Annotated in this window: 23 protein-coding genes, 1 tRNA gene and 1 pseudogene; 23 read left to right on the top strand and 2 right to left on the bottom strand. The window is 45.0% G+C overall.

Going from position 1 to position 23,192, the window contains the following annotated elements; translation table 11 throughout:
• The first annotated feature begins 277 nt into the window (after positions 1–277).
• The 12 genes and pseudogenes from ABUA31_RS07900 to ABUA31_RS07955 all read left to right on the top strand — a co-directional run bounded on the left by ABUA31_RS07900 (position 278) and on the right by ABUA31_RS07955 (position 11,709).
• Positions 278–348: transfer RNA gene (locus ABUA31_RS07900), tRNA-Trp, on the top strand.
• A 196-nt stretch (positions 349–544) separates the two neighbouring features.
• Positions 545–1,450 carry a cysteine synthase A gene (gene cysK, locus ABUA31_RS07905; protein ID WP_055147632.1) on the top strand — a complete coding sequence of 302 codons (906 nt, stop codon included), beginning with the start codon at positions 545–547 and terminating at the stop codon, positions 1,448–1,450.
• Between the two features lie 153 nt (positions 1,451–1,603).
• Positions 1,604–2,263: pseudogene (locus tag ABUA31_RS07910) on the top strand (glycoside hydrolase family 32 protein); the annotation flags it as partial.
• A 42-nt stretch (positions 2,264–2,305) separates the two neighbouring features.
• A complete protein-coding gene (locus ABUA31_RS07915; RefSeq protein ID WP_349819003.1) occupies positions 2,306–2,779 on the top strand; it encodes a GH32 C-terminal domain-containing protein in 474 nt (157 codons plus the stop codon).
• Positions 2,780–3,042: 263 nt separating this feature from the next.
• Positions 3,043–3,855 (top strand): glycine zipper domain-containing protein, encoded by an 813-nt coding sequence (locus tag ABUA31_RS07920; protein ID WP_349818973.1) that lies wholly within the window; start codon positions 3,043–3,045, stop codon positions 3,853–3,855.
• Between the two features lie 50 nt (positions 3,856–3,905).
• Positions 3,906–4,115 (top strand): helix-turn-helix transcriptional regulator, encoded by a 210-nt coding sequence (locus ABUA31_RS07925; protein ID WP_055147626.1) that lies wholly within the window; start codon positions 3,906–3,908, stop codon positions 4,113–4,115.
• A 55-nt stretch (positions 4,116–4,170) separates the two neighbouring features.
• Positions 4,171–4,950 (top strand): DUF3169 family protein, encoded by a 780-nt coding sequence (locus tag ABUA31_RS07930; RefSeq protein WP_349818974.1) that lies wholly within the window; start codon positions 4,171–4,173, stop codon positions 4,948–4,950.
• A gap of 217 nt (positions 4,951–5,167) precedes the next feature.
• Complete coding sequence (locus tag ABUA31_RS07935) at positions 5,168–5,626, top strand: ferritin-like domain-containing protein (protein WP_055147620.1); 459 nt, start codon at positions 5,168–5,170, stop codon at positions 5,624–5,626.
• Positions 5,627–5,883: 257 nt separating this feature from the next.
• A complete protein-coding gene (locus ABUA31_RS07940) occupies positions 5,884–7,035 on the top strand; it encodes a DNA/RNA non-specific endonuclease (RefSeq protein WP_349818975.1) in 1,152 nt (383 codons plus the stop codon).
• Positions 7,036–7,457: 422 nt separating this feature from the next.
• The gene (locus tag ABUA31_RS07945) at positions 7,458–8,087 is read left to right on the top strand and encodes a TetR/AcrR family transcriptional regulator (protein ID WP_117874464.1); all 630 of its coding nucleotides are present in this window, start codon (positions 7,458–7,460) and stop codon (positions 8,085–8,087) included.
• A gap of 123 nt (positions 8,088–8,210) precedes the next feature.
• Positions 8,211–9,974 (top strand): ABC transporter ATP-binding protein, encoded by a 1,764-nt coding sequence (locus tag ABUA31_RS07950; RefSeq protein ID WP_349818976.1) that lies wholly within the window; start codon positions 8,211–8,213, stop codon positions 9,972–9,974.
• Position 9,975: 1 nt separating this feature from the next.
• Positions 9,976–11,709 carry an ABC transporter ATP-binding protein gene (locus tag ABUA31_RS07955; protein ID WP_349818977.1) on the top strand — a complete coding sequence of 578 codons (1,734 nt, stop codon included), beginning with the start codon at positions 9,976–9,978 and terminating at the stop codon, positions 11,707–11,709.
• 89 nt (positions 11,710–11,798) lie between these two features.
• Here the strand turns inward: ABUA31_RS07955 and ABUA31_RS07960 are convergent, their stop codons facing one another.
• The gene (locus tag ABUA31_RS07960; RefSeq protein WP_349818978.1) at positions 11,799–12,035 is read right to left on the bottom strand and encodes a hypothetical protein; all 237 of its coding nucleotides are present in this window, start codon (positions 12,033–12,035) and stop codon (positions 11,799–11,801) included.
• Positions 12,036–12,138: 103 nt separating this feature from the next.
• Complete coding sequence (locus tag ABUA31_RS07965; protein WP_119998045.1) at positions 12,139–12,825, bottom strand: Crp/Fnr family transcriptional regulator; 687 nt, start codon at positions 12,823–12,825, stop codon at positions 12,139–12,141.
• Between the two features lie 145 nt (positions 12,826–12,970).
• Between ABUA31_RS07965 and ABUA31_RS07970 the strand changes: the two genes are divergently transcribed.
• The 11 genes from ABUA31_RS07970 to ABUA31_RS08020 all read left to right on the top strand — a co-directional run bounded on the left by ABUA31_RS07970 (position 12,971) and on the right by ABUA31_RS08020 (position 23,160).
• Entirely contained in the window at positions 12,971–13,810 is an 840-nt protein-coding gene (locus ABUA31_RS07970) for an ATP-binding protein (RefSeq protein ID WP_055147605.1), read from the top strand.
• Between the two features lie 34 nt (positions 13,811–13,844).
• Positions 13,845–14,393 (top strand): hypothetical protein, encoded by a 549-nt coding sequence (locus ABUA31_RS07975; RefSeq protein WP_015533581.1) that lies wholly within the window; start codon positions 13,845–13,847, stop codon positions 14,391–14,393.
• Positions 14,394–14,600: 207 nt separating this feature from the next.
• Positions 14,601–16,043 (top strand): MATE family efflux transporter, encoded by a 1,443-nt coding sequence (locus tag ABUA31_RS07980; protein WP_015533582.1) that lies wholly within the window; start codon positions 14,601–14,603, stop codon positions 16,041–16,043.
• Positions 16,044–16,103: 60 nt separating this feature from the next.
• A complete protein-coding gene (locus ABUA31_RS07985; RefSeq protein WP_015533583.1) occupies positions 16,104–16,814 on the top strand; it encodes an ABC transporter ATP-binding protein in 711 nt (236 codons plus the stop codon).
• The gene (locus ABUA31_RS07990; RefSeq protein ID WP_349818979.1) at positions 16,811–18,409 is read left to right on the top strand and encodes a putative ABC transporter permease subunit; all 1,599 of its coding nucleotides are present in this window, start codon (positions 16,811–16,813) and stop codon (positions 18,407–18,409) included. Before ABUA31_RS07985 ends, ABUA31_RS07990 begins: the two co-directional genes overlap by 4 nt.
• A gap of 146 nt (positions 18,410–18,555) precedes the next feature.
• Entirely contained in the window at positions 18,556–19,308 is a 753-nt protein-coding gene (gene trhA / locus ABUA31_RS07995; protein WP_015533585.1) for a PAQR family membrane homeostasis protein TrhA, read from the top strand.
• A 369-nt stretch (positions 19,309–19,677) separates the two neighbouring features.
• Entirely contained in the window at positions 19,678–20,307 is a 630-nt protein-coding gene (locus ABUA31_RS08000) for a sugar O-acetyltransferase (RefSeq protein ID WP_349818980.1), read from the top strand.
• A gap of 99 nt (positions 20,308–20,406) precedes the next feature.
• Positions 20,407–21,150 carry a tRNA pseudouridine(38-40) synthase TruA gene (gene truA, locus ABUA31_RS08005; protein WP_118017129.1) on the top strand — a complete coding sequence of 248 codons (744 nt, stop codon included), beginning with the start codon at positions 20,407–20,409 and terminating at the stop codon, positions 21,148–21,150.
• 29 nt (positions 21,151–21,179) lie between these two features.
• On the top strand, positions 21,180–21,827 hold the full coding sequence (locus ABUA31_RS08010; protein WP_055280425.1) for a DUF6709 family protein: 648 nt from the start codon (positions 21,180–21,182) through the stop codon (positions 21,825–21,827).
• 42 nt (positions 21,828–21,869) lie between these two features.
• Positions 21,870–22,682 (top strand): threonine/serine exporter family protein, encoded by an 813-nt coding sequence (locus ABUA31_RS08015; RefSeq protein ID WP_022216863.1) that lies wholly within the window; start codon positions 21,870–21,872, stop codon positions 22,680–22,682.
• A gap of 13 nt (positions 22,683–22,695) precedes the next feature.
• The gene (locus ABUA31_RS08020; protein ID WP_349818981.1) at positions 22,696–23,160 is read left to right on the top strand and encodes a threonine/serine exporter family protein; all 465 of its coding nucleotides are present in this window, start codon (positions 22,696–22,698) and stop codon (positions 23,158–23,160) included.
• Positions 23,161–23,192 lie beyond the last annotated feature (32 nt).

Genomic DNA, 23,192 nt, shown 5'->3' on the forward strand with positions numbered 1-23,192 from the left:
AGTGCGGTAACGCACTCAGCTGAGAAGTACTAATAGGTCGAGGACTTATCCTTAGAGGTTTCTAAGAGATAAGCTTTGGAGATACGCAAGTGTGCATGATATCTGCAAGGTGCAGAATCTAAGGCATACACAGTAAAGAATAAAGTTTACTTTGAAACAGTCTTTGGTTGTTAGATGGGGTTAGGTTACTAGCTTTCTGTGTGAAATTCTGAAGGTACAAAATAAAAGTACCGAGAAAATTTAACGCTGCAACAGGTGTTAAATTTTTTCTGTATATAGGGGATTGGTCAAATGGTATGATAGGGGTCTCCAAAACCTTTGGTGGGAGTTCGATTCTCTCATCCCCTGCTAAAAAGCCTTGAAAACTCAGTGTTTCAAGGCTTTATTTATATTAGTGGGAAGGGAAATGGCAAACTATGAAAAAACTATGAAAAAGGAGAATAAACCACATTAATATAAAGGCAGTTCAATATATTTTATAGTGACTTTGGTGGAAAAATATGTAAAATATTATAATATAAAGTAAAGAGAAGAAGGGATTAATATGTATTACAATGATGTGCTTGATCTGATAGGGAATACTCCGCTTATGTGTCTGAAAAAGTCGACAGGATACAATATATTTGCCAAGGCGGAATTCCTTAATCCTGGTGGAAGTATTAAAGACAGGATCGCAAAAAACATGCTGGAGGTTGCAGAGAGTGAGGGAAAACTCAAGCCGGGAATGACTATTATAGAGCCTACGAGCGGTAATACCGGAATAGGGCTTGCACTCTGTGGTGTTCAGAAAGGTTATAAAGTGATAATTGTGATGCCAGAGAATATGAGTGAGGAGCGAAAGAAGGTTATCAGGGCATTTGGTGCTGAGCTGGTACTTACGGATCCGGTTCTAAGCATCGGTGGTGCTGTTGATAAGGCAAATGAGATAGCAGAATCTGATCCAGAGAAGTATTTCATGCCGCAGCAGTTTGTCAATCAGGCAAATCCAGATGCGCATTATCGCACAACAGCAGTTGAGATGTGTGAACAGCTTGGTCAGAAGATAGACATATATGTGTCTGGTGTTGGAAGTGGAGGTACTCTCCAAGGTATAGCTAAATATCTGTTGGAGAAAAATCCAGATACGAAGATTGTTGCCGTTGAGCCTAAGGGAGTGTCAGCGCTACATGGAGATGGCCCGGGAATCCATCAGATACAGGGAATAGGCGATGGATTTATACCGGATGTCCTGGATACATCACTGGTAACAGATGTAGTGGAAGTGGCGGATAAGGATGCCATTGAGATGGCGAGACGACTTGCCAAAGAACAGGGACTTCTTGTAGGTACGTCATCCGGTGCAAATGTATGGGCGGCTATGAAGATGGCAGAAAAATATGGGAAAGATAAAGTTATAGCCACTGTGATGGCGGACAGAGCTGAAAGATATTTCAGTGTAGGTTTATTATAAAATAGGAAATAAATTTATTTAGGGACATTTTCAAGAGATGCTATGTATGGTACAGTGGAAATGTCTCTATTTTTATTGATTTAAATGTGTTATTTGAAAGGACGCAAAATATAAACCATGTAAGTATAAAGGAGAAAAAGAGATGGAGAGCATGTCCTGATATATACCAGTGTTATGAAAAATCCCGACGGTGATGGGGTATTGCAGAACCAGAGCATAGCGGTTGGTGATGGCATTACATATAAAAAAATACGGAATAACCCGGTGGTGACCGGAGATATGCTGCCGGAGGGATTGAGCAGAGCGGATTTCAGAGATCCGAAGGCATGGCTTGAGGAAGGCAGATACTATATGGCTGCAGGCTGTGTGGATCAGGATAATAAGGGGCTTGTGGTATTACTTTCGAGCGCTGATATGGAAAGCTGGACATTTGAGAGTATCCTTGCACGGAATGAAGGTGATCTGGGCGGCATATGGGAATGCCCTGATTTCTTCAAATTAGACGATCATCATGTACTTCTCGTATCGCCTACGGGAATGAAAGCAGAGGGATATGAATTCCACAATGGAAATAATTCTATCTATTTTGTTGGAGAATTTGATAAAGGTGAGAAGAAATTTGACGGTGGAGAGCCATTATCACTTGATTATGGAACAGATTTCTACGCGCCTCAGACTACACTTTTGCCGGATGGCAGAAGGATAATGATAGCGTGGATGCAGTCGTGGCATAATCTGTGGATACCCGGTGGACAGAAGTGGCAGGGAATGATGACGATTCCGAGGGAGATATCTCTGAAAAATGGATGCTTGATACAGAAGCCAGTGAGAGAGATAGAGAAGTATCATGCTAATATGGTCAGGTACTCAGATGAAGTAGTGAGTGGACGGCGTAGTCTGGAAGATATAAGTGGAAGAAGTCTGGATGTGACATTTGTAATCACTGGAAACAAATACAGCAGATTTACCGTGAATCTGGCAAAGGGAAGCGGATATTATACTCGATTTATATATGACAGAGAAAATAATATAATAGAGATGGACAGAACATTTGCCGGATTTGAGAAAGATGTGGTGTGTATCAGAAGGGCCTGCGTGAAATCAGCAGAATGTTACGGGGATGTCAAGGGAAAGGTTGATGAACAGCAGGAGGCTCAAGATAGTATAAAGCTCAGATTTATACTGGACAGGAATTCGATAGAGCTGTTTGTAAATGATGGAGCTATGACAATGAGCACGGCGATATATACACCTATTGAAGCGGATGGAATAGAACTGTTATGTGAGGGACAGGCAGTCGTGGATGTGGAGAAGTATGATATCATTTAACAAAAGATGATCTTGCTCAATTGTTTAGTTGTTGCACTGCCAGGCATCAGTCTGGCGGTTCTCCAGGTTTCAGGTGCCTCCGTTCCAACATTGAGATGACAAGGAAAGTTGTCAAAAGTTATTGACAACTTTCCTTGTCATTTGTTATACTCCATTGTAAAAGAAATGACAACTATAGTTGTCATTTGGCATATATAATATATATATAGCTTGAATTTGGAATGGGATTTTAGTGGTAAGAATTAAAATGGAGTTATGAGGATATGAGGAAAAAGCAAGGTGTAAATAAAAAGGACAATCTAAGTGAAAATGGCATGGATAAAGGTAATAAGAAATCTACCTGTGAAACACTACAAGCTATGTTTGAGGGCATGATCGTCTCCCAACCAGTGGACAAATTGAAGACACAGGTCAAGGGATATTCCGTGACACCGATCACAGAAAGAATGTTAAAGAAGCACAAGCTAGGGGATGTTATTGCTGAGATCTGTGATATGACTGAGCTTGAGCGCGAAATCCGCCAAGGTCTGGAAAATGGATTCCCTGTGTATGGTTTCTTCAGAAACAAGCAGATGTGGAGCTGCTTTATCTTTGATAAAGAAGATATTGCCAGGAGTGAGTTGACGCCTGAACCTGAAAGTGGCAAGGATGTACTCAGTATATACAAGCTTAGAAAGTATTACATTCATCCTGAGGTGGAGGATCTGGCAGATGACATGATGGAGGTTGCCCACAGCAATGTGTATCAGAATGTGATAGATGTATTTGGAGATGGGAAGAGTGATGGATTCTTTTTGAGGGATAAAATATATGTGTGTAAGCGCGATAAAACCACTGGCGCACCACTTGGAATTATCATAGGTGTTGCACTTGGTATAGTGTATGGAATGCTGTTTGACAATTTGGCGCTTGGAATTTCCATTGGATTCTGTTTTGGAATAAGTTTTTCCATGATAAGGGGGACATCCACACATAAGTATGCAGAGCATGGGCTGGCAGACAGAGCAGAAGCTGAAGATGCGGACAATGTAATAAAAGGATTGGGCTCTGATGGAGAGGACGGCATAAACAGATAATGGACCTGATTATGATGACAATACAGATTAACAAGCTGGAGGTGATATAGATGCCGCTGTACAACAGGCTGAAGGAATATCGGGCGAAGCTGGGGGTAAACCAGCAGGAGATGGGTGCACTGGTGCAGACATCAAGGCAGACGATAAGCCAGATAGAGAGGGGCGACTACAGCCCATCGGTGACACTGGCACTGAAGATCGCGAAGGTATGTGGCGTCAGCGTGGAGGATATATTCCAATACGAGGATGATAAGGAATGATTCCTGACATATGGATAAGGTCGTGTTAATTCATAGAATGAAAAGAGGATATGAGATGAAGGATACTGATAAAAAAGTGAACAAGAAAAGTAATCTGAAGATATATATAATATTTGCGGTCATGATCCTGGCAAGTCTGCTGGGAGGTTTCCTGGCGGGAAGGCTTGCCGCGGTGAACAAGGACACATTGGATGGGATCAACTGGGATCATATATGGTGGGTAACAGCTGATACGCTGCCTATAGTATATGGTGTGCTCATGCTGGCGACGTTTGTGGTGTCATTTGTCATGTATGGGAAGATAAAGAGGATGATCAGAGGTTGGGACGGAGAGAACGAGGATGTGATAGTGGATATAGAGAGTCGGATCACGACTGCCTCATATCTCCCGTGTGTCATCGTGTTCGTTGGACTTGTGTTGTTTCCGGTGTGTATATACGCTGTGGACAGGACGTACAGTGATGGGCGTGGCACATTCCTGACAGTGCTGTCTGAGCTCGTATTTCTGATATCTATGGCACTGTATTGTGTGGTTGAAAAGCTTGTCATCGATGAAGAGAAGAAGCTTAACCCGGAGAAAAGCGGAAATATATTCGATATGCATTTTCGCCGTGACTGGGAGAACACATCGGACGAGGCTGAGCTTATCATGATAGCCAAATCCTCCAAGAAGGGATTTATGACTGGAATTAAGGCAGGATTTGTCATGTGGATACTTACGTTTATGAGCATGTTTGCATTTGACACAGGCGTGATGCCAATAGTGGCTGTTGGACTTGTGTTGATTGTAATGTATGTGGCTTATTGCAGAGAGTTTGTGAGACTACAGAAATAAATATATGTGATATAATGGCGGATGGCTGTATGACAATTGCAGGGCATTCGCCTTTTATTGTATGACACGGTCCTGAGATTTTTCATTGCCATACATATATATAAATGACCAGAAGGCAGAAAAATATAAAAAAATAGAGATGTAGGAATAGAGCTGTACTATTTTGGACAATAATATCTATGCGATGGGATGAATTTTAATCGAAAGGAGTATTGCTATGATATTAAAGGAAAAAGAGAAAACAGTTATCCAGGATCTTCAGACACAGGAGAAGTCCTGTGTGGAGAAATATGGAAGATATGCGGAGCAGGCGAAGGATCCTGAGCTTAAGAATCTGTTCCAGACTATACAGAAGGAAGAGCAGAAGCACTATGATTCACTTACCCAGGTGCTTGACGGACAGGTTCCACAGTGTGACTGCAATGACAGCGATGGAAAAGATTATGAGCCAAAGCAGACATACAAGATGATGGACGATTCCGAGGATAAGAAGAATGATGAGTTCCTTGCAACAGACTGTATTGGAACAGAGAAGCTTGTGTCAGGCGAGTACAATGGAGAGATATTTGCATTTGGCGAGAGCGCGGTGAGAAAGCTTCTGGCGGATATACAGATCGAGGAGCAGAATCATGCGGAGATGCTCTACAAGTATAAGGTCGCAAATGGAATGGTGTAGGGAAAAGCTTACACAAGGAAGCATAAATTGTAAGGAGGATATGTATCACATGTGGTATATATCCTCTTTTTTGTTGCAATGATTTGTTAAAGCAGCTAGTGAAAACTCTTTGTTTTGAATTGAGGTTTTATGCGGGGATGTATTCACAAAACGGATGACAAAATGTAGAATGTTATTATACATTTTGGAAAAAGATAGCTAAATTTTAATAGGATGTATATAGGCAGGGATAACATTTTCAGAGAGGAGAATGTGACGTGAAAAGAAAATTTTACAGTGTACTGTATGTAGCAATATTTGCATTGCTGATGTCCGGGTGCAGTATGTCAGGAATTGCGGATGGCAGCAGGTCCGCGGTAAAGGGATATGAGAAGGAGACTGTAGAAGATACCTCAGAATCAGAGAATACCACAGCTGCGGAGAAAAAAGATAACACCGGCAACACGTCACCTGAAAGCAGTGCGGCAGCATCTGAGAATATTGCAGATCAGCAGGCTTCGAGCATGGAGAATGCTGATATTCCCATATATTCGGGAGAGGCATATTGTGAGATAAATGGCAATGTGCCTTATTTCAGTGAGGATGAGATGGTGACGGAGGCATTTGAGAATTACAGCGATCTGGACTTTCTTGGAAGATGTGGAGTTGCCTATGCCAATATCTGTAAGGAGATTATGCCAACGGAGGAGCGCAGCGAGATAGGTATGATAAAGCCTTCAGGGTGGCATACAGTTAAATACAATGATCGTATAGACGGCAATTATCTGTATAATCGCTGCCATCTGATCGGATATCAGCTTGCCGGGGAGAATGCTAATGAAAAGAATCTGATAACTGGAACTAGATATCTGAATGTCACTGGCATGCTGCCATTTGAAAATGAGGTAGCTGATTATGTGGAAAGTACTGGAAATCATGTGCTTTACAGGGTTACACCTGTATACGATGGAGACAATCTGGTTGCGTCCGGAGTGCAGATGGAGGCGGAGTCCGTGGAGGATAAAGGCGCAGGAGTAAGTTTCAATGTGTATGTGTACAATGTACAGCCAGGCGTGATAATCGACTATGCTACAGGGGACAGCGAAGCGGATCCGGATTATGTGGTGCCGGGAGAGAATGCCAGCACTAAAGTATCAGAGGAAAAAGGAGATGATGACCAGACAGCAGAAGCTGGAATGATCGGAGAAACTCGGGATACGGAGTCAGATATTGGCAGTGATACATCGGAGATCCAGAAGGAGTCTGCGGATGAGGATACATACATAGTCAACACCAACACCGGTAAGTTTCATAAGCCATCATGCAAGAGTGTGAAACAGATGAAGGAAGCGAATAAATCTGAGAGAACGACCACAAGGGACGAGCTTATATCTGAGGGATATGAACCTTGTAAGAACTGCAATCCGTAGTTGGACTTTGCTTGGGATTCTGATACACTCAGAACAAATTAGGAGAGAGCTTCATCGGATAGTGACCGCAGTTAAGAAAGATGGAGAGGTAGGTCTTGAGTATATGAAGAGTGTGGAGATAGAGAAAAGAATAAGACAAGAGAGCAGAGAAGAAGAGAGAAAAACTAATTAGACAATCACTTGATATCGTATTGTATATCAGGTGGTTGTTTTTTATAAGGGTAAAGCGCATATTTTATCAAAAATTTGATATGGCTGAAAAAATATCAAAACAGCACTTGACAACAGGGGGATTATATATAAAATATAACAGTGTAATATAACACTGTTATATTTGCGCGTGTCTGATGGTTGGTATGGCACTTGCATTTGGAATCTGTTTCGGTCAGAAGCGAGGCATATTAAACGGGAGAGGAGTCTTTATGACAGAAAAAGCAGAGAACACAAGACAAAATATTTTGAAAACAGCACTGAATCATTTCCTTGAGTATGGATTTGCAGGGGCATCGCTCAGAAGCATTGTGAAAGATGCCGGACTTACAACAGGTGCATTCTATAAATATTATCCTACAAAGGAGGCACTTTTTGATGCACTGATAGATCCGTATGTGGATGAGCTGTATGGGATATATGACAGCGTGCTTGAGGAGTTCCAAAGTCTGCCTCCGGAGAAGCAGACAGAGAATATGGCAAGCGCATCCGGAAACGGAATGGATCAGATGGTTAATTATGTGTATGATCATTATGATAATTTTAAACTTCTGCTGCGGTGCAGCGACAATGAGAAATACGGAGATATGATACATAATCTGGTAGACCGTGAGATGAGATCTTCAAAGCAGTATGTGGATGAGATGCACAGAGCCGGTATAAATGTGCCGGACATAAGCGACAGCCTTTGTCATATGATATATAGTGGCTTTTTTTCGGCGATATTCCAGATCATAGAACACGACATGGATCGTGAGACTGCGATAGAGAATGTCGGCAAGCTCAAGAAGTTCTACACCGGAGGCTGGGAGAGACTATGGAAGGTGCAGTTTCCGGAGTAGTCAGTAGGTATGCGGCAAGGTAAAATACCGAACCGCATAATTTTAAACTATGAGGTTAGGCGAAACTAATACAAATAAGTGAAAACGAACAAGTTTTTGCTCAAGATATAAGGAGGAGAAAAAGTGGAAGAAAAAAAGAAATCAGCGGTGAGCTGGGTCCTCACATGGGCGGGGCAGAAGAAGTCATCCTATGTGTGGAGCGTCATTTTGGCGGTTATCAATGTAGTATTCAAGATAGTTCCGTATTTCATCATTGCGGACGTGGTCAGGATGTTCCTTGACGGGGATAAGGATCTCAGGGAATATATGGTGAAGGCTCTTATCATAGCGGGATCATTTATACTTGCAGAGCTTTGCCACAGCGTATCAACGGCATGTTCCCACAAGGCGACATTTACCGTGCTTGCAAATATCAGAAAGTCATGCTGTGACAAGCTTGCAAGGGTGCCGCTTGGATATGTGAAGGACACTCCATCGGGATCATTCAAGAACATCATGGTGGAGAGAATAGACAGCATAGAGACGACTCTGGCACATGTTGTGCCTGAGTTTACATCCAACCTGCTGGCGCCTATCATTGTCATCGTGTATTTTTTCATGGTTGACTGGAGACTGGCGTTGTTCTCATTTATCCCGATAGTCGTTGGATTTGCAACGTATATGGGCATGATGATCGATTTCCAGGAGAACTACAACAGGACAGTTGAGAAGACCAAGGCGCTGAACGACGCAGCAGTGGAGTACATAGATGGAATTGAGGTCATCAAGGCATTTGGCAAGACAGAGAGCTCATATGCCAAGTTCACAAAGGCGGCAAAGGAGAACGCAGACTCGTATATCAACTGGATGAAGAAGTGCTCATTCTTCCAAGCAGCCATGTTCGTCATCACACCGTACACACTTGCAACGGTCCTTCCGATAGGTGCGCGCTATGTGTCAAATGGTTCGCTCACCACAGCGGATTTCGTTGTGTGTATCATCCTCTCACTCGGAATAGTCGGCCCGCTGCTCACCATCGGTTCATACACCGATGACTTAGGCAAGCTGTCGACAGTCATCGGAGAGGTGACAGGAATCCTGGAGCAGCCGGAGCTTGTGAGACCTGAGCGAACAAAGGCACAGCCGAAGGACAATGGAATAAAGGTTACAGATATTACATTTGGCTATCACGACAAGGAGATACTCCACGGCGTGAGCATGGATATAAAGGCGGGAACGGTAAATGCGATAGTCGGTCCGTCGGGAAGCGGAAAGTCTACAATAGCCAAGCTGATAGCTTCACTGTGGGATGTGAACAGCGGAAGCATAGAGATCGGAGGCGTGGACATAAAGGATATCGCGCTGACGGATTTCAACGACAGGCTTGCGTATGTGTCACAGGATAATTACCTGTTCAACGAGACAGTCAGGGACAACATAAGACAGGGAAGACCGGATGCCACGGACGCCGAGGTCGAGGAGGTAGCCAGAAAGAGTGGTTGCTACGACTTCATCATGAACTTTGAGAACGGATTTGACACCGTGGTCGGCGGTGCAGGTGGACATTTGTCGGGCGGTGAGAGACAGAGGATATCCATCGCCAGGGCGATGCTGAAGGACGCGCCGATAGTTATACTGGACGAGGCAACAGCCTACACCGATCCGGAGAATGAGGCCATACTTCAGAGCTCTATTGCCAAGCTTGTGGCGGGTAAGACGCTGATAGTCATAGCCCACAGACTTTCCACCATCAAGGATGCGGATCAGATATTTGTGGTAAATGCAGGAAATGTGGAGGCTCACGGAACACATGAGGAGCTTCTTAGCAAATGCACACTTTACAGGGATATGTGGCAGGCGCACATCTCGGTCAAGGATACGGCAGGCGATGAAAAGGAGGGCGAGTAATATGTTTGGAGTATTAAAAAAGTTCTTCCTGTTCTCAGGTAAGGAAAACAGCCGCAAATTCAAGCGTTCAATAGTGATAAGCCTGATAGATGCACTGGCATCGGCACTGAAGATCCCGGCTATAATGTGTGTCCTCATGGGCGTTATAGAAGGAAAAGACCTTGGAAAATATATACTTGGTTCAATAGCCATCATGGCGGTATCGATCGTAGTTGGAATACTGTGCAAGATGTCGTCGACCGTGCTGCAGACAGAGGGTGGCTACACCACAGCGGCATTCAAGCGTATAGAGATGGCGGAGCACCTCAGATATGTGCCTATGGGATATTTCAATTCCAACAGCATAGGTGAGATCGCATCAGTTACGACAAATACCATGGAGAATCTGGGAGATGTGGCTACGAGAGTTGTCATGCTCACGACCCAGGGACTCCTCGAGACATCCATGATCATACTCATGATCCTGCTCTGCGACTGGAGGATCGCACTGGTATCACTTGTTGGAGTTGCCATATTCCTTGTGATAAACACGGTGATGCAGAATGCCGGAAAGCAGGCATCTTCAGCCAAGGTTGACTGTGACACTGAACTCATAAATCAGACCATGGAGTACATACAGGGCATATCAGAGGTCAAGTCCTACAACCTCATCGGCAAGCATACGAAGAGACTCAATGCGGCAAATGAAGCCTGCGTCAGGGCAAATGTAAAGATGGAGCTTGTCTATGTCCCATATCATTTTCTCCAAAGCGTTGTGACAAAACTCACCGGAGCTGCAATAATAGGTCTTTCGGCTTGTTTCTATATAAATGGAAGCATGAGCGTTCTGTATGCTGTGGGTATGTCGATAGCAGCATTCATGCTCTACGGAAGCCTTGAGACCATGGGAACATTTTCATCTCTGATACATGTGGTCAGTGTGTGCGTAGACAAGGCAAATGCAGTGCTCGGACTTGACACAATGGATATAGATGGAAAGGAACTCAATCCGGAAAATCACGATATAGAGGTTAAGAATATAGAGTTTTCATATGATAAGAGAAAGATAATAGACGGAATCTCACTCTCCATACCAGAGAAGACAACGACGGCGATCGTCGGACCATCTGGCGGTGGAAAGACAACCCTGTGCAATCTGATCGCCAGATTCTGGAATGTGGATTCGGGCGAGATAACCCTGGGCGGAACAAATGTTAAGTATTACAGCATGAACAGTCTCATGAACAACTTCTCATTTGTATTCCAGAATGTATATCTCTTTGCTGATACCATAGAGAACAACATCAAGTTCGGACGGCCGGAGGCAACCCATGAAGAGGTTGTGGAGGCTGCAAAGAAGGCGTGCTGCCATGACTTCATCAGCAAGCTTCCTGACGGTTACAACACTGTGATCGGTGAGGGCGGTGCAACCCTCTCAGGCGGTGAGAAACAGAGAATATCCATAGCCCGCGCCATCATGAAGGATTCACCTATCATCATCCTTGACGAGGCGACTGCAAATGTCGACCCTGAGAACGAGAGGGAGCTTACACTTGCTGTGGATGCACTGACAAAGGAGAAGACGATCATCATGATCGCCCATAGACTCAAGACCGTAAGACATGCGGATCAGATAGTAGTGGTGGATCAGGGAAGAATAGCCCAGAAGGGAACCCACGAAGAACTCATGAAGCAGGACGGAATCTACAGAAGATTTGTGGATTCGAGAGAACTGGCAGTTAGCTGGAAGATATAAGTGAAATGTATCCTGTGAAACACAGAAGACAGGTGTCAGATAATCGACACCTGTCTTTTGCTTTGGGATATTAGTTATCAGTTCGCAGCCTACTCAAAATCGTCCTCATCATAATCGCAGTCGCAGTTACAGCCGCCATCGCTGCAGTTGCCGTTGTATGAGCCAAATGTCTGGCTCTTTCTAGGAGAGCAGAGCATTCCGAGCACAAGCCCTGTGAGGAATGTGCAGATAGCGAAAAGCACGGCCTCTCTTGTTGAGTAGTCTTTATCCTTTACGACAACAGTGAATTTGTTCCATCCGTCTTTGATAGTTTTCATTGGTTCCATTGAAATCCCTCCTGATCATATTATATTGATAAATCCTGAATCAGGGAAAATCCCCCATCTGTAATGAATTTCCCTGAACAGTTAATTACATGATACATCAACATCACACATCAGTCCACCCCTGGGCAGGAGACTTAAGAACAAAATGAGATTTGTGGAAGTCGATCAGCCCATCTGTCTTCATCCTGCCAAGTTCAGTAGACAGTCCACTGCGGTCCACGGACAGAAAGTCAGCGAGCTGCTGTCTGGAAAATGGTATGTCAAATTCGTTGCTGCCATGTCTGTGCATCTCCGATGACAGGTAGGAGAGCAACTTATCCCTGGTTGTTTTCTGGCTCATGTGCTTTGATTTTTCGCCGAGCCTCAGGTTTTTGCCGGCGAGATCGCACAGGAGATTTCTTATCATCTGATTATGTCTGCCACATGTTACCGGGCAGGTGGTGAGCATTTTTTGAACATTCAGAAACAATACAGAACTTGCAGCTTCAGCATATACGCTGACGTCGAGTACGGAGCCAGGGGTACAGGCATATGATTCCGCAAACGTGTGTCCGGGCAGGATGGCAGACATGACGCTTTGACCACCCCAGTAATCCTCCTGGATGACTATCGCTTTGCCTGTAAGCAGCAATCCTATATATTCTGTTGTGTTGCCAGCCATGAGAATACACTCATTTTTTTGGTATTTTTTGATGATTGCACCCAGACAGTCCAGTACGGAGTCAACGTCATCAGCGGTGATACTGGAAAAAAGACTGGATTTCAATAATGTGTCCATGTATTTGTTCATATTACCTCTTAGTGGGGACGCTTCTTTTGTCACAAGGATTGTCCCTGAAAAGTATAACATTTTTATGTTGAAAATTCAACATACACAAATGTTCTGACTGAATATAATGACGTTAAAAGCAGGAAAAAGATTGGAGGAAATATATATGATAAGAAGAGTTATACAGATAGACGAGGACAAGTGTAATGGATGTGGAGCCTGTGCAAATGCGTGCCATGAGGGTGCTATAGGCATGGTAAACGGCAAAGCAAAGCTGCTCAGAGACGATTATTGTGATGGACTTGGCGACTGCCTGCCGTCGTGTCCTACAGGAGCCATAACATTTGTGGAGAGAGAGGCGGCTGCGTATGATGAGGCGGCAGTCGTGGCAAACAAACAGGCAAGACTCGATGCAGAAAAATCCAGAAATATGGTTGGCTCAGGAGTGATGCATGAAAAAAGTCCGGCACACTCCGGTTGCCCTGGTTCCATGGCGAGAAGCATATTCAGGAGACCGGCAGCAGCTTCAGGTGAAGCAGTACAGGCAAGCTCATATGAACAGGCAGCAGTAGAATGCGTACAGAATACAACTGATAAAACAGTCAATCAGCAGGCGGGTGACATATATAATTATGAGCGCCCGAGCCAGCTCACACAGTGGCCGGTGCAGATCAAACTTGCCCCGGTAAATGCGCCATACTTTGATGGTGCAAAGTTGCTTATAGCGGCGGACTGTACAGCCTATGCCTATGCATCGTTCCACGAGAAATTCATAAAGGGACATGTGACTCTGATCGGCTGTCCGAAACTTGACAGTGTCGATTATTCAGAGAAACTTACAGAGATTATCAGGCGAAATGACATACAAAGTGTTACAATAGTCCGTATGGAGGTTCCTTGTTGTGGAGGACTGGAGATGGCTGCGAAGAAGGCACTTCAGGACAGCGGCAAGTTTATCCCATGGCAGGTTGCAACAATATCAATAGATGGAAGAATTCTTGACTGACATTCTCTTCACAGCACCATGAAAGGTAAAGACAATGGAAGATAAAATAAGAATTACAACTGAGACAGGCAGTCGTCTGGTCGGTGCTCTGATAGGGCTGGTGAGAGCCACTGATGGGATGATGCATGTGACTGATGATACAAATAACATAATAATAGAAGGTTTGCACATGTCTGATATTGCTCTTGGCATCTCTGATGCAGACATGAAGGCGATGATCGCAAGGGTGCATGCTGATAAGCATACAATTGTCCCTGACTGCAGTGTATGCGGTGCACCATGTGGCAGGACTGCAGATTATGACTGGGAGAGCGTGTACAGAGAAGAACGGACAGAGCACGAGGAAGGCAATAGAGATGGCAATGTGGCAGAGCCTTCTGTCATATCGGACGTGCGGATAGACATACTTTCCACACTTCAGAAGATATCCCACAGAGTGATCTCCGGGGAGATCAACGCAGATGGCGAGGTGAACTTCAGTGTGTGCAGGGCAGTATTTGCACTGGGGGAGAACTGGAGTGACGGCGAGCTTGAGAGAGTAGAGCGTGAGCTTGAAGATTTGTCAACCAACAACAGTATGTAACAATGGCACACAAAAATATAATACTTGAAAATAACAAGGCTTGGCGCATCACAGATGGAATAAAAGTGGTGCGCCTGTTAAAATTAATAAGAAAATACTTCATACTACAGGTATAAAGCCATTGCAAATACAATTATTCGGGAGTACAATAATCGGACGCATCAAATTAAATGATGAAAGAGATAATAACAGGAAAAGGTAACAAAAATGGGAAGTGCTGCTACGGGCTTTGTAAAAAATAATAAAAAGGTGACATGGAAAGAATTTGCCAGAATGCTGGCTGTGCTTGCTGTGCCTATTGCGATGCAGAATCTGCTGGCGACCACCGCTAGTATGGTTGATACCATCATGATAGGAAGTGAGGGCGAGATCGCCGTTGCGGCGGTTGGCGTGTGTGCACAGATAGGATCACTTTTGTTTTCAACATATTGGGGATTTGTCAGCTGCTCCCTTCTGTTCATGTCTCAATACTGGGGTGCCAAGGATCCAGAGGGAATGAACAAGGCATTTGGTCTGGCGATCATATGTGCGGGAATATTTGGAATAGCATTTGCGGTGGTGACTGTGGTTGCACCGGGGTGGATACTTGGAATATATACAGATAAAGTAGAGATCATAGCACTTGCGAAGCCATATATGAGAATAGTTGGATGGTCTTATCCGCTTCAGGTATTTGCCGCAATAATTACAGCACTCCTTAAGTCAACGGAGAGGGTGAAGGTGCCACTGGTATGCTCGGTCATCTCACTTTTACTCAACTTTTGTATAAATTTTGTGTTGATCTATGGTAAATTTGGTGCTCCCAAGATGGGAGTTGCTGGTGCGGCTATAGGTACACTGGTGTCTGGTATCGTGAACATAGCGCTGCTCATTCTGTATCTTGCAAAGAGCAGGCATGAGATAAAGTTCAGTGCGCGAAAGGCATTTGATATTGATATGGGATTTGTGAAGTCCTATGCGTCCAAGGCATTCCCGATCGTATGCAACGAGATCCTCTATGGCGTGGGCCAGATGATAATCAACGTTGTCATGGGACATCAGAGTGATTCCGCCATAGCCGCCATGGCTGCATTCCGTGTATGTGAAGGGTTTGTATATGCATTCTTTGGTGGTCTGGCAAATGCGTCCAGCGTTGCCGTGGGAAATGAAGTTGGCGCGGGTAATCTGGACAGGGGACTTTCCTATGCCAAGAGAGCTGCACTGGTATGTCCTGCCATCACATTCACAATTGTGCTCATCACGATGCTGCTGCACAATCCGCTGTTTGGATTGTTTGGACTCGGGGCTGAGGCGATGATGTACACAAAGTATATGCTTATAATATATCTGTTCTTCGGAGCAGTCAGAACATGTTGCTATATACAGAACGAGTGCTTCCGTGCAGGCGGTGAGGCCATCGTTGGAACAGTTATGGAGATCAGTGGACTGATGTTGTTTTCGGTCCCGGCTACATGGGTAGCAGGAATGGTGCTCAAGCTGCCATTCCTCGCAGTGTTCTCATTTGTTTACACGGATGAACTTCTGAGATTTGTCATACTGACACCGTACTTGTTAAAAGGAAGGTGGATCAAACCTATGACGGGACCTGGTCGCGCGGCACTTGATGAGTTCAGGGGCAGGATGAAGCGAAATAAGCATAGAGCGCGATAATCTATGGGGACGGAGAGGTCAGGTACCTCCGTCCCCTGTTTTGAAAAAGGAGAAAATAATATGCTGCAAATAAAAAATCTCACAAAGAGATATGGAGATAAGTTGGCGGTGGACAATCTAAGCCTACATATAATGCCGGGGGAGATATATGGTTTCATCGGACACAACGGGGCAGGTAAGACAACCACTATAAAAGCGTGTACAGGGATCCTGAATTTTGAGGAGGGAGATATCCTTATAGATGGTGTGTCCATAAAGGAAAAACCGCTGGAATGCAAGAAACAGATGGCATATATTCCTGACAATCCAGATATGTATGATTTTATGACCGGAATCGGATATTTGAATTTTATAGCAGATATATTTGACGTGCCGGAGGAAGTCAGGGACGAGCTCATAGACAAATATGCTGACGCATTTGAGATAAAAGACAACCTAGGACAGCTGATATCCGAGTATTCCCATGGTATGAAGCAGAAACTGGCAATCATATCAGCATGGATACATGAGCCGAAACTTGTCATCATGGATGAACCGTTTGTCGGACTCGATCCAAAGGCTTCCCATATACTCAAGCAGATGATGAGAAAAATGTGCGATGACGGAGGGGCGATATTCTTCTCCACACATGTATTGGAAGTCGCAGAAAAGCTGTGCGATAAAGTGGCGATCATAAAAGGCGGACGACTGGTGAAGGCGGGCATAATGGAGCAGGTGAAGGGAGACGAGTCACTTGAATCCGTGTTCCTTGATCTGGAGGGTGAGTCATGATAAGGATATTGATGAAGAAACAGCTTAAGATGCTGTTCAGTGGATTTTTCGTTGACCGGAAGACTGGAAAGTCCAGACCCAAAGGTGCTGTAGTTCTGGGTATCATCAGTTATGTGGCAGTGCTGCAGGGCTGTATGGGAGCCATGTTCGGAATGGAGGCATATTCGGTGTGTGAGCCGCTTTGTTCTGCGGGGCTTGATTGGATGTACATGGCGATGATGTCTATGATGGCGTTGACCATCGGTATATTAGGAAGTGTGTTCAATACATATGCGAGCTTGTATCAGGCAAAAGACAATGACCTGATGCTGTCACTGCCCATCCCGGTCAGGGCTATATTATTTGCAAGACTGTCAGGAGTGTACATCATGGGTGCGATGTTCGCCGTGACCGCCATGGTTCCCGGTATCATAGTATATGGAATAGTAGCCCATCCCGGTGTGTGGCCGGTCGTGTCATCTATTATAGTGCTGGTTCTTCTGACATTTGTCATACTGGTGCTCTCATGTATACTTGGCTGGGTAGTGGGGAAGATAGGCAATAAGACCAGAAATAAGAGCTTTGTGACAGTTGTATTGTCACTGGCATTTATAGCCGCATATTATGCTGTATACATGAATGCAAATAAGCTGCTCTCAAAGATCCTGGCAAACAGCGGAGAATACAGTGCAAAGATAAAAGGTGCTGTATATCCGCTCTATTCAATTGGTCGTGCGGCTACAGGAGATGGACTGCAGCTGGCGTTTGTGGCAGCAGGCACATTGATCATCTCTCTTGTAGTGTGGCTGGTACTTGAGAGAACATTCATCGGAATCGTGACGACAAAAGCCGGACATACCAAAAGGAAGAATATAATAAAAGCTGCAAAGGCGCAGAGCCAGGATGCAGCACTTCTTCAGAAAGAGTTCAAAAGACTGGCAGCATCTGCCGTATATATGCTCAACTGTTCCCTGGGGACATTGATAATGATCGCTATGGCAGTGGTTTGTCTTGTTAAAGGACAGTATGTAGTAGATATGATTACGAAAACTCCCGGACTACCGGATGGTGTACTTATAATTGGGGCGTGTATAGTCGTATGTGCCGCTGCGTCGATGAATGATCTGACTGCACCATCGATATCTCTGGAGGGAAAGAATCTTTGGATCGTGCGTTCGCTTCCAGTCACATCGTGGCAGATACTTAGGGCAAAACTGAGGATGCATGTGATACTTACCCTGATTCCGGCGCTGGTCCTTGATATAGTGATGCTTGTTTTTGTGACACCATCACTTGTAGATGGCGTGATGATGTTACTGATACCATGTCTTTATGTGTGCCTGACTGCATACATAGGGCTTGCAGTCAATCTCAAGATGCCAAAGCTTGACTGGACGTCGGAAGCATCAGTCGTGAAGCAGAGCATGGGTGTACTTGTTGCTCTTTTATCTAATTTTGTGTATATTATAGTACTTGTAGCAGGATACGTAGCCTTCGGAAGCCTGACTGGATCGACATTATATCTTATAATAAGCGCAGTGTTGACAGCTGTCATTGCCGCGTTGTTCAGGATATGGCTGAAGAGACGCGGGGTGCAGGTGTTTGAGGCACTTTAGCGGTCTGCGATGATGATCCCAGGGCTGTACTCTGCACGGGAGCTGGAGACTGCGGTTGTAAGACAGTGTAGATTATAGATAGCAGTATAAATTATAGATAGAATTATAGATAGAGTTATAGATAGAAAGAAGTTTTAGGATTAAATATGGCAGAAGTAAATAACTTAGAAACAGACATGAGCAGTCAGCAGAAAGCTGAACTGGACAAAGAGAAAAGCAAAGAAGAGAAGAAAGAGGCAAAAAGAGCAAAAAGGCAGCACTACAGGGAACTGAATGAGCCGCCAAAGCTCACCGTTCTCGAGGAGGTGGGAAATGCTGTTACCCACGGAATAGGAGCAGGACTTGCCATAGCCGGCTTTGTCCTTCTTCTCCTGAAGTCAGACACAGGACTCAAAGTGATGGCATCGTGTTTTTATGGAATATCACTGATATTGATGTTTCTCATGAGCTGTCTGTATCACTCATACAAATCCGGGCTGGCAGTCAAGCGGCTCTGGAGAAGATTTGACTATTCCTCGATATATCTGCTGATAGGCGGAACATTTGCTCCGCTGTACCTTGTGTACTGGGGAAATGTGCTTGGAATAGTGTTGTTCTGTGTGCAGTGGGCGCTCATCATAGCGGGGATCACCATCATATGTGTGTTCGGGCCGGGCAGGTTCAGACCGATACACTATACGTTGTACTTCGTCATCGGATGGAGTGCCATCATGTTCATTCCGGGCTGGTTCAGAAATGATAAGCCGCTTTTGGGATGGATCGTGGGCGGTGGCATTGTCTATACGCTTGGCATGATTCCATTTGTGAAGGACACCAAGGGGGCGCACTTTATCTGGCATATCTTTGTGATGCTGGGGGCTGCGCTGCATTGGTTTGGAATGTACCTTTATGTGTATTGAGGACGGACGAAAAACTGCTCTCCAGACATAATAAGCCGTGTGCCTGTATTCTGAATCACACTAATCTTCCGTCACTTCAGCTTGCTTATATTTGCACTGCGCTCTGCGCACGATAAGGGCGTTTGTGCGCGCCGCTCCGGCAATAAGCGCTGAAGTTCAGTCGATTACGCTATCGATTCAGAATACAGGCACGCGGCTTATTATAATATCTGGAGAGCAGTTTTTCTGTTACCGATAGAAGTTTATTGCTTATATTGGATTCGATTTACGAGTAATTATATTTGCGGTTGATTGCAGCCATAAAGAATGGTATCTTTTAGTCAGATATAAACATGATGAGTAAATATTATAATACGAGGAGAAAATTCTATGGATAGAGTAGAGAAAATGTTTGGCAGAATGAAAGCTGGCAAGTTATATAAATGTGTGGACTGGGATCCAGAGGGGAAGGCGAAGGATCTGGTTGATAAGTTCAATGGTGCTCCGAGGTCTGAGACAATGACAAGAACCGGCGAGTATCTTGGAAAATTATTCGCACACATGGGAAAGGAGTGTTACATAGAGCCGCCATTTTACTGCGACTATGGAACAAATATACATGTGGGAGACTATTTCTATGCAAATACAGGGCTGATAGTCCTGGATCAGTGTGACGTCGTCATTGGAGATCATGCATTTCTGGGACCAAGGGTCAATATATATTGCGCAAGTCATCCGATAGATGCGATGATCAGAAATGCCGGTGTGGAGCTTGGCAAGCCGGTCACAATAGGCGATAATGTATGGATCGGCGGCAATACGGTCATCAATCCGGGTGTGACCATAGGTTCAAATGTTGTCATAGGCTCAGGGTCGGTTGTCACGAAGGATATTCCGGATGGTGTGATAGCTGCTGGAAATCCATGTAAAGTCATAAGACCGATAACAGAAAAAGATAAGCAATATTGGCTTGAACAGGTAAAGGAATTTGAGACAGACACAGGCGAGCAGGTGCTGTAGTGGGGACGCTTCTTTTGTCACAAGTAGTGTCCCCTGGATTGGATTTATATGACAGAGGGACACTCCTTGTGACAAAAGAAGCGTCCCTGGAGAGGACATATGGTAAATTACAGATTTACTTTCAGCTATGATGGTACACGTTATCACGGCTGGGAGAGCAAGACAAATGCGGATACAGTGGAGGGGCGAATAGAGGCGGTCCTAACCAGGATGGTCGATGCAAAGGTCGATATCCATGGTGCAGGCAGGACTGATGCGGGAGTACATGCCAGAGCCATGGTGGCGAACGGAAGGCTAGAAACAGATAAGACTCCGGAAGAGATAAAAGATTATCTGAACAGATATCTGCCTGCGGATATCTGCGCGCTTGATGTTGCTGTGGCCGGGGACAGGTTTCATGCAAGGCTGAATGCAACCGGTAAAGTCTACGAATACACGCTGTATGTAGGTGCTGAGAAACCTGTATTTGATAGAAATTATGTGTGGTGTGTGCCACAGGGCAGTATACTTGATGTGGATGTGATGAAAAAGGCTGCATCGTATCTTGTCGGAAAGCATGATTTCAGATCTTTTTGTGGCAACAATAAGATGAAGAAATCCACGGTCAGAACCATATACGATGTGGATATAGTCAAGGAGGGAGACTACGTCCGCATGAGATTCCATGGAAATGGCTTTTTGCAGAACATGGTGAGGATACTGACCGGAACACTGGTAGAGGTTGGATATGGGAATATGAGTGCGGAGCATATTCCTGAGATCATAGCCGGGATGGACAGGCAGCTGGCGGGGCCTACGGCGCCTCCACATGGACTTTGCCTGATGAAGGTGGAATATGACTGAGTACAATTAAGAAAATGGGGTTAAAACAGATGATAAAGAAGCTTGGAACAAAGTACAGGATAAAATGTATTATTGGAGCAGTGATATTTGCAGCAATCGGAATCTCCGGTGTTGCTGCAGCAATGGGGGTAGATGAAGGATCGATATGGATAGGGCTTGGATCCGCGATGTTCCTCGCATTTGCGGCATGGTTTGTATCCCTGGCAATAAGGCAGAGCAACATAAGAGACGTGCTGGATTACTGTAAGAAGAAGCCGAATCCTGAGTATGAGATGGAGAGGATAGAGCAGTTTTACAGATCAGGTGCTGCAGTGAATGGTCTCAGATTAAATAATGAGTTCTTCATGTATATCAAGGGTGATACGGTGAATTTTGCCGAGACCAGGGAGCTTATGTGGGTATATAAGCTCATAACCCAGAACAAAGTGTACGGAATTAAGGCGGGTAAGTCTTACCAGATCGAGGTCAGGCTGAATGATGGCAGCGGAATGGCGCTTCCGATGAGGAAGGAGAAGGACTGTGATGACACCCTTGCATACATAGAAAGCATGGTTCCATACATAATAATAGGATATAACGATGAGATAAATAAGATATATAACCACAATCAGAAGGAACTGGAGAAAATGGTGGATGAGAGAAGACACCAGTACTTCCAGCAGGTTCCAATGAGATAGATAATGGCATGAGGTATATCTGTACAAAAAGGATGGTGGCATATGGGTATGGCGGATATTGACAGGCACAGCGGAATGGAGAAGCTGCGGGATATGCCTCAGGGAAGTCCGGAGGATGTGAAAATGCTCGGTCTGTTCATGGATGTGGGAGCCATGATGATCCGGAATGGCTCGGAGGTGAAGAGAGTGGAGGATACACTCAGACGAATGGGAGCTGCTTATGGAGCAGAGCGTATGGACGTATTTGCTATTACATCCACTCTGGTATGTACCATGAACATGCCGGATGGATCGGTGTGCTCCATGACCAGAGGAACCAGGGATGGGACAAAGACGGACTTCTGGAAGCTGGAGCGGATAAATGCCCTGAGCAGAGAGTATTGCAGACAGCCACTAGCCACTGAGGGCCTGAAAGAACGAATTGAAGAGATAGAGCAGGCATCAGCGCCGAGATTCCGGGTGTGCGTGGGAAGCGTGCTGGCGGCGGGAGCGCTTGCGGTATTCTTCGGCGGAACCATACTTGATGGAGCTATGGCGGCGGCATTTGCTGTGGGGATATGGCTGATGCAGATGTATTTCGCCCCGATATGTACCAACAACATACTGTTTAATTTTCTGTGTTCATTTGTCACAGGAGTGCTGATCGGACTGGCGGGGCGTGTGTTTCCAATACATGAGGACAAGGTCATGATAGGAGACATTATGCTGCTGATCCCGGGACTTGCGCTGACAAATGCAGTGAAGGACATGTTTGTCGGTGATACGATAACTGGAAGCCTGAGACTGGTTGAATCAGTTCTGTGGGCGGCAGGCATAGCCTGCGGATTTGCACTGGCGGTATTTATCACGATTTAGGAGGTGCAGACAAGTGCAGCAAACGATCATACAGGTTGTAACTGCTCTATTAGGTTCGCTGGGATTTGCGCTTATGTTCAATCTTGGCAGGCGGAATGTGATACCGGCGGCGGTCAATGGAATGTGCACATGGATAGTATACATTCTGGTCAGAAATATCATAGATGACGTATTTATTCCATCTCTTGCGGCAAGCCTGTGGGCTGCCATATATGCTGAGATAGCGGCAAGGATCATGAAAGCACCGGCAAATCAGTATCTAATAGTCGGACTTATCCCGCTTCTGCCGGGGGCTCCGCTCTATTACACACTGAGCGCGGCATTTGATTCAGACTGGAAGGCCGCAAGCGCATATGGCAATTCCACAATGCTGTTCGTGCTGGGGATTGCGGTGGGAATAAGCGCAGTCTGTGGATGTGATGACATAATAAGGAGGCTTAAGAACAAAAAGACGGAAAGCTTGAGTAAACACATATAAGGTGTTATGATACAGGTTAAGTGTTATATTAA

Source organism: Coprococcus sp. RTP31081st1_H1_RTP31081_211007 (assembly GCF_040227275.1).
Lineage (GTDB): Bacteria > Bacillota > Clostridia > Lachnospirales > Lachnospiraceae > Coprococcus > Coprococcus aceti.

Bases quoted from the DNA above. Each gene is read 5' to 3' on its own strand.
- ABUA31_RS07990 (WP_349818979.1), top strand. From the start codon at position 16,811: ATGATAAGGATATTGATGAAGAAACAGCTTAAGATGCTGTTCAGTGGA.
- ABUA31_RS07945 (WP_117874464.1), top strand. From the start codon at position 7,458: ATGACAGAAAAAGCAGAGAACACAAGACAAAATATTTTGAAAACAGCA.
- truA (WP_118017129.1), top strand. From the start codon at position 20,407: ATGGTAAATTACAGATTTACTTTCAGCTATGATGGTACACGTTATCAC.
- ABUA31_RS08000 (WP_349818980.1), top strand. From the start codon at position 19,678: ATGGATAGAGTAGAGAAAATGTTTGGCAGAATGAAAGCTGGCAAGTTA.
- ABUA31_RS07960 (WP_349818978.1), bottom strand. From the start codon at position 12,035: ATGGAACCAATGAAAACTATCAAAGACGGATGGAACAAATTCACTGTT.
- trhA (WP_015533585.1), top strand. From the start codon at position 18,556: ATGGCAGAAGTAAATAACTTAGAAACAGACATGAGCAGTCAGCAGAAA.
- ABUA31_RS08010 (WP_055280425.1), top strand. From the start codon at position 21,180: ATGATAAAGAAGCTTGGAACAAAGTACAGGATAAAATGTATTATTGGA.
- ABUA31_RS07985 (WP_015533583.1), top strand. From the start codon at position 16,104: ATGCTGCAAATAAAAAATCTCACAAAGAGATATGGAGATAAGTTGGCG.
- ABUA31_RS07955 (WP_349818977.1), top strand. From the start codon at position 9,976: ATGTTTGGAGTATTAAAAAAGTTCTTCCTGTTCTCAGGTAAGGAAAAC.
- ABUA31_RS07980 (WP_015533582.1), top strand. From the start codon at position 14,601: ATGGGAAGTGCTGCTACGGGCTTTGTAAAAAATAATAAAAAGGTGACA.
- cysK (WP_055147632.1), top strand. From the start codon at position 545: ATGTATTACAATGATGTGCTTGATCTGATAGGGAATACTCCGCTTATG.
- ABUA31_RS07975 (WP_015533581.1), top strand. From the start codon at position 13,845: ATGGAAGATAAAATAAGAATTACAACTGAGACAGGCAGTCGTCTGGTC.
- ABUA31_RS07965 (WP_119998045.1), bottom strand. From the start codon at position 12,825: ATGAACAAATACATGGACACATTATTGAAATCCAGTCTTTTTTCCAGT.
- ABUA31_RS07925 (WP_055147626.1), top strand. From the start codon at position 3,906: ATGCCGCTGTACAACAGGCTGAAGGAATATCGGGCGAAGCTGGGGGTA.
- ABUA31_RS07970 (WP_055147605.1), top strand. From the start codon at position 12,971: ATGATAAGAAGAGTTATACAGATAGACGAGGACAAGTGTAATGGATGT.
- ABUA31_RS08015 (WP_022216863.1), top strand. From the start codon at position 21,870: ATGGGTATGGCGGATATTGACAGGCACAGCGGAATGGAGAAGCTGCGG.
- ABUA31_RS07920 (WP_349818973.1), top strand. From the start codon at position 3,043: ATGAGGAAAAAGCAAGGTGTAAATAAAAAGGACAATCTAAGTGAAAAT.
- ABUA31_RS07935 (WP_055147620.1), top strand. From the start codon at position 5,168: ATGATATTAAAGGAAAAAGAGAAAACAGTTATCCAGGATCTTCAGACA.
- ABUA31_RS07930 (WP_349818974.1), top strand. From the start codon at position 4,171: ATGAAGGATACTGATAAAAAAGTGAACAAGAAAAGTAATCTGAAGATA.
- ABUA31_RS07915 (WP_349819003.1), top strand. From the start codon at position 2,306: ATGGTCAGGTACTCAGATGAAGTAGTGAGTGGACGGCGTAGTCTGGAA.